Origin of the sequence: Candidatus Scalindua japonica, from assembly GCF_002443295.1 — a bacterium.
In the GTDB taxonomy this organism is placed as follows: domain Bacteria; phylum Planctomycetota; class Brocadiia; order Brocadiales; family Scalinduaceae; genus Scalindua; species Scalindua japonica.
On sequence record NZ_BAOS01000011.1, the window covers coordinates 116,030 to 124,807 of the forward strand.

Genomic DNA, 8,778 nt, shown 5'->3' on the forward strand with positions numbered 1-8,778 from the left:
TTCACATGTTGAGAGATAGCACTGCATGCCTGTTTTTATCTGAATTAATAAACGGAAAATATGATTTTGCTGGTGTATTGTACAACATTCCTTCAGATATTTTCTTTCCAAAAATTAAAAAAAGTGATCTGATTTCCTCGCCTCTACCTAATCTGTCAAACAAAGATATAATTATGCATTTAACTGGACCGGCACTAAACGATGACAAAAAATTGACAAAAAATGGCTATTTAAAAGCGATTCAATATTAGAAAAAACGATATTAACTCTTTTGAGTCTATGACACATAGCAAAGCATCACGAATCCCACACTCAAGCACAGAATTCAAAATAATTCGCTCGTCAATCTTGTTTTCTAATCGGAACTCTTCGTATCTTCTGTCTATTTGAGCAATCTCAACCTCTTTTAAAGCTTTTTTATTCATGGTCCCGGTAGTTTACACCACACCTGCCAGAATACGAGGCCCTGCTGCCTCTAATTCTGAAAAAAAGTTTGATAAATCTGCTGTATTCGGTAAAGACCAACACTTCTCCCCTCGGTTAGACTCATCATAAAATCCATGTGTCCCACAAAATCTTTATCTTTATTTGCCTCAACATCAGAATTGGATTGTTCGGGATGTTCGGGTGGTATCTCTTTCAGTTCATACCTTCGCCGGTTATGCGCCTTTTTTGATTTTTTTCCATCCTCGGTTTGGTAATACTCGGCACATCGCTTACGGGCACCTGCTTTTTTATGATGAGTTCTGCAGCCCAATGGGCAGCGTATGTCGATCCTTCCACGATTTCCGGGATGAGTTAGAAAAAAATCCTGCACTCAACACAGCGTGTGAGGACTCGGTGTGTTGGATTGGTCGATCGTAAAATATCACGGAGGGTCCGGTAATACTTTGAGATGGCTGGTCGTACCACTTCTTTGCGGTACCAGTTATGTTCGTAGGCGTAGAAACTCTTTAGATGGATTAAGGAGTAAAAGATAGTTTCGGTTATACGCTTAAATTCAATTTGCATAAGCGTATCGTAACAAAGAATGATTTATTAGTAAATTATTGACTTGCACAACCTTGTGGTCACTTTAAACTGAAATCATTCTGATATGCTCTCTATAATCTATTGTTGCGACTCTTGCGGGGTGAGGAGGGAGATTTATCTCAGCACAAAGGGGAGAATTTATCTCAGCGCTATCGAAGGGTGTTAACTTGGTGCTTACCTACTCCCTGTCATACAACATACAATCAATTATGCAACATCGGCTCGCAAATAACGCTCCGCATAAGCAACCACCACCTGTATATATGCTTGCAAGAAAGGTTTGGAGCGGCAGCCTCAATAAATATTAAATCGCATAGTTATTGGTGGTTAGCTTCATGCGCTCGTTATATTTTTTTTTCGATTAAACGGCCTGTTACAAACTTATGTAATACGCTCGACATTAACGTTTGATATGGTATTCCTTCTTCTAATGCTTTTGTTTGTAATGCTATTACATCCTTACTAGACATGCGTAGATTAATACGTCTATCTTTTTTGAAAGAGGATTTTGCCATTTCTATATATTTTGATATTTCTCTATTTTTATTTTTTATTGATACCCACTCACCTTTTTCGACAGATTCTAATAGGGCTTTTTCCTCTTTGTCTAATTTTAAGTTTTTCATTTTCATACCTCCCTATGAATATATTTTTTTGTCATTTTTCGACTTGGGATAACGGTTTTTAAAAATATTTCATTTTCACTTTCAACAAATGGAACTAAATATGCGTAATCATCAATATTCACTATAAATATTTTTTGTTCCAAATACTCTTTGTGATTTGGATGATTTATTATGTCTAATAACCATCCATTCTCAATATAAAGCATGACTTTTTCAAAAGTGATGCCCCTTTCTGCCTTCAACTTTTCATTTTTTTCAGTATTCCACGAATAAACCTTCATTGTCTATATATATGACAGTGTGTGCCTTTTGTCAACTAAAATATAACGTCTAGTATGAGCTACCGGCTGATGGCTTGCGAACCGCAAGGGCTTATCCGGTCAGCTCAATACTATGGTTGGACGAAGCCGCTATCGCGGAGAACAAAATCGGAAATTTATTATATAATGTAACCTCACACCCTCAACGGGAGGGTGAATCTATTAACAAATAGGAGGTTACAGGTCTATGAAAACATTATCTCAATCCGATTTCAACAAATATTACCAAACGCAACTAAAGCACCTACGCTTGAAAGGACTCCGGCCAAAAACAATCGAGGCTTATTCACGTGCCATCCGACGGATCGGTGATTATTTTGACAATCAGATACACGATCTATCTGAACAGCAACTACTTGACTATTTTTCCAATCTCCTCAATACCCATTCATGGAGCGCAGTAAATTAGACCTCTACGGACTAAAGTTTTTCTACACTCATGTGCTTCATAAGCGTTGGGAGCAAGTTAATCTTATTAAACCACCCAAAACGCAACGTTTGCCCGATATTGTCACCATTAATGAAGCCCACCAACTTTTCCAGGTGACGAGAAAACTCAGTTACCGGGCCTTCTACTTTGTTCTTTACAGTCTTGGTCTCCGCCTGGGTGAAGGACTACGTCTTGAGGTTAGCGATGTCGATTCTCAGCGAATGCGGGTGCATATCCGCGATAGCAAAGGCAATAAAGACCGTTTCGTACCCCTGCCAAAGGTAACCCTGAATCTCTTACGCCGTTTTTGGCTTGTTCATCGCAATCCTGTCTTTCTATTTCCAGGCCGTCATGGTGGCTTGAAATCAGCCCACCTGGCAAAAACACCTCTGAATAGAAATGGCGTTCAGGCCACTCTGCGTAAGGTAGCCCGGGAGTGTGGAATTAAAAAAAAATTACACCACACAGTCTGCGACACAGCTACGCAACCCATCTGATTGAGGCGGGTGTTGATCTGCTTGAAGTACAAAAAATCCTCGGCCACCACAGTATTTTAACCACTGCCAAATATACCCACCTGACCTCTCATACAAATCGTAATGCCTTGCAATTAATTAATGATTTGATGAATGGTTTTTCCATAGAATGGGGGAATGTTATATGATATCTCTCTCCTCTATAATTGAGACCTTCATTGCTGACTTTATCACTCTTTATCATGGTTCGATCCTGCCAAGTCAATTCAAAGCCCTGGCAGCCATGAAGGATTGTCGCACTACGCAAAGCCGCGTCATGCTGGTCCAATGTAATGACTGTGAAAAACAGGTTTTTGTACCGCACTCCTGCCTTAACCTGTATTGTCCTCATTGTCATAGTCATGAGTGTCATCAATGGTTGGAGCGTCTTTTGAAAAAAGAAGTGCCTGCTGACTATTTTATGCTCACCTTTACTATACCCAAAGAGCTTCGATCATTAGCATGGCAGCATCAACGCTTGCTTTACTCGATAATGATACAGTGTTGTTGGGAAACCGTAAAAACCTTTGTCCAAAATGACAGCGTATTACAAGGAAACGCTGGAGCCATCACTGTTTTGCACACCCACTCTCGCTCTCTCGATTACCACCCGCATATCCATCTGGTAATGCCAGCCGGGGCCATCAATCAGAAGAAAAAGCTTTGGAGCTTCAAAAAAAGCGAAGGAAAGACGCGGTACCTTTTCAATCACAAAGCGCTGGCTAAAGTGTTTCGAGCAAAAATGCTCGATGCCGTGAACAAAGCGGCTCTTACGCTTCCAGTTAATTATCCCAAAACATGGGTCGTCGATTGCAAATTTGTCGGCAACGGTGAAAAGGCACTGGTCTATCTTGGTCGTTATCTCTACAAAGGGGTCATTCAAGAGAAAGATATTATTACGTGCAAAGATGGTCAGGTGACCTTTCGTTACCAGGATAGTAAGAGCAAAAAAATGCTCACAAGAACACTTCCCGGCCCGCAGTTTCTCAGGTTGATTCTCCAGCATGTTCTACCCAAAGGTTTCAGGCGAACACGGAACTTTGGTTTCCTCCACCCTAATAGCAAACGCTTGATTGCATTGCTTCAGTACCTTACCGGTATCAACCCGAATAAGTCGTCAGCCTGGTTCAGAGAGCGTCCAAAGCTTACGTGCAAATGCTGTGGAGGAATAATGAAGATCATAAAAACGATGATACCTCCATCACACAAATCCAGGTCTTTCCCCTACAAGTTAACAAAAGAGGAGGCTGTTCTGGTTATGTAATCGAATCCGCTATGCATCTAAGATTTGCAAAAACGGCATTATCGGGTCGAGATGGCCCCCGTTTGCCCAAATTTGAGGTAAAATGGCCGAAAAACCATGTTCTGTAGCTCCTAAAGCATGACGACAGCAATTGAAAAATCCACTTCTTTGGCTTCATAGCTTCTGCGGTAAAAAAGAGAAGCAATCTTCATAAGATATTTTCTTATACAATGTTTAGCACCCAAACAACGGGCTTGTCCAACAAACGGTTCAGATTGTGGTTCGTCCCTCACACAATCTAACCTTATTCGTTATGTGAAGAATTGTATATAAATGCCTAATACTCTTATGCTCCTCCCTCTTTGACCCATCTTGTTAAAGGTTTCTTTGCGCTTTTACACAATCTCTAAGATACAAGTTAATTAATGATTGATATGAAATATCATTTTCCTCTCCAATGCCTTTAAAATAATCAATGATTTCTGCGTCTAATCTAATAGTGATTTGCTTTTTAAGTCTTTTAGCATAAGGATTCTTTTTTAATTTTAATTTCGACAAATCATATTCTTTTTTCATCTTACCCACCTCCTATTAAAATCTTTTAACTCTTTCTTCGTTAATTTCCTTGCTGATATAATTCTAATTGTATTGCCGTTATTTTTTTCACAAAAGCAAACTAAAATAAGACGGCCAAATGAACTGAAGCCAATAATAATAAATCGCTCTTCATTTATTGAATGGTCAGGATTATAAGCAATAGCTGCATTCTCATCTAAAAATACAGTTTTTGCTTCTTCAAATGATACCTTGTGCTTTTTGATGTTAGATATATTTTTTTTAGGGTTCCATTCAAAATCTAATTTACTCATGAAATAAACTGTATCAGAAATACAATATAATTACAATGTAGTTTATTGTAACTGAAGAACTAAATTGAATATATTTACCTATTTGGAATAATAACTACAAATAAAACTGCATAAATAGATTTGACTATCAGATAGCATTTTAATGTGCTCCCATTGTTTAGTAATTGTAAATTAAGTGATAATACAACTCACTAAAATATTACTGGTGATGCTTAGCTTCAGGAGTACCGTATGGATCAGAAGTATTTTCAGGTAATATCTTGTGCTCTGTATTTTTTAAAATCTGTAGAGCTTCGGATACGGTTTTCATGTACCTATCCCATTGATCCGAAGGCGTTTGGTTTTTATAGCCCATAAGAGGTGTCCCACGTTTTGGTGGCAATGATTCTTCTATTAAGCTAATTGTATTTTGATAGGCCTCTGAAACGAGATTTACAGATATTTGTGCTCCTTTAACAGGCCTGATCTTTACTTTGGTTGTACGCTTTCTTTCATCATCGCTCCCATAAAGGGGATTTTGGGGCCAATCAACGCCACTTTTCCAGATGCACTGAGACTCATAGTCGCCCGTCATGGTAATTTGACCATCCCCAGGAGAAAGAATATAAGGTTTAGTTGCAATTATATCACCCTTTTTAACCCAGCCACCATCATGTTTTATAGTATTGTTACCAGGGTCTTTAGTCGATGGTGCCATTTGTCACAATATCTTCTCCAAAACGGAATCCATCTGTGGGATACAGATTACATAGTCTTCTAGATCCTTTTCTACAAGCCCTTCATACCATAGGGGTTCCGGTGGAGGTGGAGGCTGAACATCAGGATGTTCCCCTTCTACTGCTAACATGAAGCTCTTTACACCTCTAATGTTTTGGAAAATTCTGGTTTTTCCCGGTACGCTAACTTCGACATCCCCAAGACTAACCAACCCTTTAATAAATTTTTTATTTTTTAGATTGGCAGAGGCTCCATAAAGGCTCAAGGTATCTTTCGCTGCCCAGTTGAACAGATCAAGAACTCTTCGGTGCGTATATAATTTCCTGTCTTGCGTAATTTCGTAATATATGAATGGGTTGCCTACAATGCCAAAGGTATTGCTGATATAAGGACGTGTTTTATATGACATTTCTTTATCTCCTCACAGTAACACATAACGCTGAGGTGAGGTGCGCCGTATGGCGTATAAAATAATGAAAAAAAACAAGTTAAGTCGCTTCACGACAAAAATTTCATGCTACTAAATTAATTTTATTTATTCTATACTTCTAGCTTATGGAATATGTTAGTGGCATAAAGATAAGAGACATTTTCTTACACAATGGTAATTGGTGGAAATTTTTCCTTAAAAACCATCGCTTAATCAGGGTAAGTATTATAACCAATGTCCTAAAACTTCTCGTATGCAGAACACGCTTTTTAGGATATCATCTTATTGTATGTCCTAAGTGTTTCTACAAAAAGAAAATCCCTCACTCCTGCCTCGTCCGTACCGGCACGGGCGGGTAAATCAAAATTTTGTTCTTCTTGTGGTAAAAAAGCCACAGACGTCTGGATTAAAACACAATTTGATACTCTTCCCAGAACTAAATGGCAACACATTACTTTCACTATAGATGAACGCCTCTGGCCATTTTTCTGGTATAACCGATACCTTATCAATAAGATACCTGCCATTGCCGCTGATATTATAAAAACACTTTCAGCCGAAAAAAATTTCCTTCCAGGCATCTTTATTGCCATCCATACTTTCGGAAGAAATTTAAAACGAAACCCGCACATTCATCTCTCCACTACTGTGGGCGGACTTAGGATTTCTAATAATCATAAATCATGGGTTAAATCTGCTTTTTTTCACCATGCTGTTCTCAAAGCAAAATGGAAACATGCAATTATTTCTCTCTTACTTAATGAATTCAAGCAAGACAACCTGCAATTACCAAACAATCTAAAACATATCAAATCAATACAGTCTTTTTACTCATGGCTCCAAATCTCTTACAACAAAACATGGGTTGTACATCTTCAAAAGCCATCATCCAACATGAAACAAAATGTTGAATATCTCGGTAAATACCTCAAACGGCCTCCTATCGGTGAAACAAGAATAAAAAACTATGATGAAAAACTCGTCACTTATCAATTTCTAGATCATTACACCAACACGACTCAACACCTGAAACTACCCGTACACGACTTTATTGCCAGGCTAATATCTCATGTCCCAGATAAACATTTCAGAAATATTCGTTACTATGGTTTCCTCTACAACAGGACATCATCAACGCTTCTACCTATCGCTTGCAAATTGCTTAATATGACTCGCAGCATCATTTCAAAAGCCGCTATCCGATGGAAAGACATGATCAAAAATACTTTCTTTTTTGACCCAACTTCCTGCCCTTGCTGTAAAACTCAAATGCTGTTCTCTCATTGTACATTTGCCAAATTTAATATCATCTCTAAACATAAGGAGATTGCCCATGGATATTTCCCACTGCTTTAACCGAAAAGGTAATATTTGTCGCTGCACTCATTGTTCTTACGAATACATTATTTCACGAAAAGAGATTATTAAGACCAAAAGGAAACAATCTTTTCACAAATATGATGAATCCGTGTCTCCTTTCCAAGAAGTATGTATGATGTGTTGCAAAGGCCTTATGATTCCTGTTGAATTTACTAATGATAATGGAGCAACTATTCTTTTCCACCAAACTAAACCAAAAGTCTCAATGCCTGATAATGAAACTATCCTTGCACGTATCATTCTCTTTCAAAATGAGGAAATTTAGACTCTCGTTAACAATTATTGAATTTCCTATACGTTTAATTACTTTTACAATGTAATACATGAACAACCTAAAAACCAGTGACACGATAAGTTGAAAAACTTTGATGTGTTTTTAGCACTGGTTTATTGCAGCAAGTTTTTAATCCCGTTAAGCAGCATTTGAACAGAAATCATAATCAGTATCATCCCCATCAAACGCTCCATAGCCATGAGTCCTCTTTGCCTTAATATTTTATACAAAATTGGCGCGAATAATAGTATAACTGCATTTGCTGTCCAAGCAATTAGCAAAGCCAACGACCATTCCATCATTCGTGTGGGATCGCTTCGTACCATCAAAATTAATGTGGCAAGTGTCGATGGTCCCGCGATAAGTGGAATTGCCAACGGGACAATAAACGGTTCCCCTTGCGATTTAGCTCCCATAACACCATTCTCTGGCGGAAAAATCATACGGATAGCAATAATGAATAAAACAATACCGCCGGCAATGCTAACCGATTCTTGTTGTAAATGTAAAAAATCTAAAAAAACTTGACCAAAAAACAGAAAGAATGTTAAGATAGCCAAAGCAATAAACACTTCCCTGATTATTATTACCATACGACGTTTTTTGCTGTAATCTTTCAATAAAGTTAAAAAAAGTGGTAAGTTTCCTAATGGATCCATAACAAGAAACAAAACCATTGCCGACGAAAGAACAGTACTTCTTATTTCTATCATTCTATTACCTGTTTTAATATTTTATAATTCGGTTCAAATTGCAATATTAAATACTCTTATTCAAGATGACATTTGAATTTCCAAAATATAAACCTAAAATAATATGCTTGCTTCTATCAGAGAAGAATACATACTCTATAAAAACTTTAAAAACATATTTTTTGGAAAATCTCAAGTTTTACTCTATCAGCTTAAAAGGCATTTCTGGAAGTTTTATAACGCATAGCTA

General features: G+C 37.8%; 14 protein-coding genes and 1 pseudogene. 5 read left to right on the plus strand and 10 right to left on the minus strand.

Features of this window, described 5'->3' with window-relative positions; genetic code table 11:
* Positions 1-230: 230 nt before the first annotated feature.
* The 4 genes from SCALIN_RS21620 to SCALIN_RS07410 form a co-directional block, all read right to left on the minus strand.
* Entirely contained in the window at positions 231-425 is a 195-nt protein-coding gene (locus tag SCALIN_RS21620) for a hypothetical protein (protein WP_133111747.1), read from the minus strand.
* Between the two features lie 50 nt (positions 426-475).
* Positions 476-817, minus strand: coding sequence for a hypothetical protein (locus SCALIN_RS07400; protein ID WP_133111749.1), 342 nt, complete (start codon positions 815-817; stop codon positions 476-478).
* A 559-nt stretch (positions 818-1,376) separates the two neighbouring features.
* Entirely contained in the window at positions 1,377-1,658 is a 282-nt protein-coding gene (locus SCALIN_RS07405) for an antitoxin (RefSeq protein ID WP_096893877.1), read from the minus strand.
* A gap of 2 nt (positions 1,659-1,660) precedes the next feature.
* Positions 1,661-1,939 carry a BrnT family toxin gene (locus tag SCALIN_RS07410; protein WP_096893878.1) on the minus strand — a complete coding sequence of 93 codons (279 nt, stop codon included), beginning with the start codon at positions 1,937-1,939 and terminating at the stop codon, positions 1,661-1,663.
* Positions 1,940-2,165: 226 nt separating this feature from the next.
* Between SCALIN_RS07410 and SCALIN_RS22635 the strand changes: the two genes are divergently transcribed.
* The 3 genes and pseudogenes from SCALIN_RS22635 (at position 2,166) to SCALIN_RS07425 (ending at position 4,187) form a co-directional block, all read left to right on the plus strand.
* The gene (locus SCALIN_RS22635; protein WP_203415393.1) at positions 2,166-2,387 is read left to right on the plus strand and encodes a phage integrase N-terminal SAM-like domain-containing protein; all 222 of its coding nucleotides are present in this window, start codon (positions 2,166-2,168) and stop codon (positions 2,385-2,387) included.
* A pseudogene (locus SCALIN_RS07415) lies at positions 2,369-3,072 on the plus strand (tyrosine-type recombinase/integrase). The gene SCALIN_RS22635 and the pseudogene SCALIN_RS07415 overlap by 19 nt, the downstream one beginning before the upstream one ends.
* Positions 3,069-4,187 carry an IS91 family transposase gene (locus tag SCALIN_RS07425; RefSeq protein WP_096893879.1) on the plus strand — a complete coding sequence of 373 codons (1,119 nt, stop codon included), beginning with the start codon at positions 3,069-3,071 and terminating at the stop codon, positions 4,185-4,187. The pseudogene SCALIN_RS07415 and the gene SCALIN_RS07425 overlap by 4 nt, the downstream one beginning before the upstream one ends.
* Positions 4,188-4,297: 110 nt before the next feature.
* On the opposite strand, the gene SCALIN_RS22045 is transcribed toward SCALIN_RS07425, so the two are convergent.
* The 5 genes from SCALIN_RS22045 to SCALIN_RS07445 all read right to left on the minus strand — a co-directional run bounded on the left by SCALIN_RS22045 (position 4,298) and on the right by SCALIN_RS07445 (position 6,161).
* Entirely contained in the window at positions 4,298-4,459 is a 162-nt protein-coding gene (locus SCALIN_RS22045; RefSeq protein ID WP_162532133.1) for a hypothetical protein, read from the minus strand.
* 82 nt (positions 4,460-4,541) lie between these two features.
* Positions 4,542-4,742 carry a BrnA antitoxin family protein gene (locus SCALIN_RS07430; protein WP_096893880.1) on the minus strand — a complete coding sequence of 67 codons (201 nt, stop codon included), beginning with the start codon at positions 4,740-4,742 and terminating at the stop codon, positions 4,542-4,544.
* Positions 4,739-5,035 carry a BrnT family toxin gene (locus SCALIN_RS07435; protein WP_096893881.1) on the minus strand — a complete coding sequence of 99 codons (297 nt, stop codon included), beginning with the start codon at positions 5,033-5,035 and terminating at the stop codon, positions 4,739-4,741. Before SCALIN_RS07435 ends, SCALIN_RS07430 begins: the two co-directional genes overlap by 4 nt.
* A gap of 199 nt (positions 5,036-5,234) precedes the next feature.
* Positions 5,235-5,732 (minus strand): hypothetical protein, encoded by a 498-nt coding sequence (locus SCALIN_RS07440; RefSeq protein WP_096893882.1) that lies wholly within the window; start codon positions 5,730-5,732, stop codon positions 5,235-5,237.
* A gap of 3 nt (positions 5,733-5,735) precedes the next feature.
* Entirely contained in the window at positions 5,736-6,161 is a 426-nt protein-coding gene (locus SCALIN_RS07445) for a hypothetical protein (protein ID WP_096893883.1), read from the minus strand.
* 146 nt (positions 6,162-6,307) lie between these two features.
* Between SCALIN_RS07445 and SCALIN_RS07450 the strand changes: the two genes are divergently transcribed.
* Positions 6,308-6,541 carry a transposase zinc-binding domain-containing protein gene (locus SCALIN_RS07450; protein ID WP_096893884.1) on the plus strand — a complete coding sequence of 78 codons (234 nt, stop codon included), beginning with the start codon at positions 6,308-6,310 and terminating at the stop codon, positions 6,539-6,541.
* Positions 6,468-7,538 (plus strand): IS91 family transposase, encoded by a 1,071-nt coding sequence (locus SCALIN_RS07455; RefSeq protein ID WP_261341005.1) that lies wholly within the window; start codon positions 6,468-6,470, stop codon positions 7,536-7,538. Before SCALIN_RS07450 ends, SCALIN_RS07455 begins: the two co-directional genes overlap by 74 nt.
* 411 nt (positions 7,539-7,949) lie before the next feature.
* On the opposite strand, the gene SCALIN_RS07465 is transcribed toward SCALIN_RS07455, so the two are convergent.
* The gene (locus tag SCALIN_RS07465) at positions 7,950-8,549 is read right to left on the minus strand and encodes a YhgN family NAAT transporter (RefSeq protein ID WP_096893886.1); all 600 of its coding nucleotides are present in this window, start codon (positions 8,547-8,549) and stop codon (positions 7,950-7,952) included.
* Between the last annotated feature and the right edge of the window lie 229 nt (positions 8,550-8,778).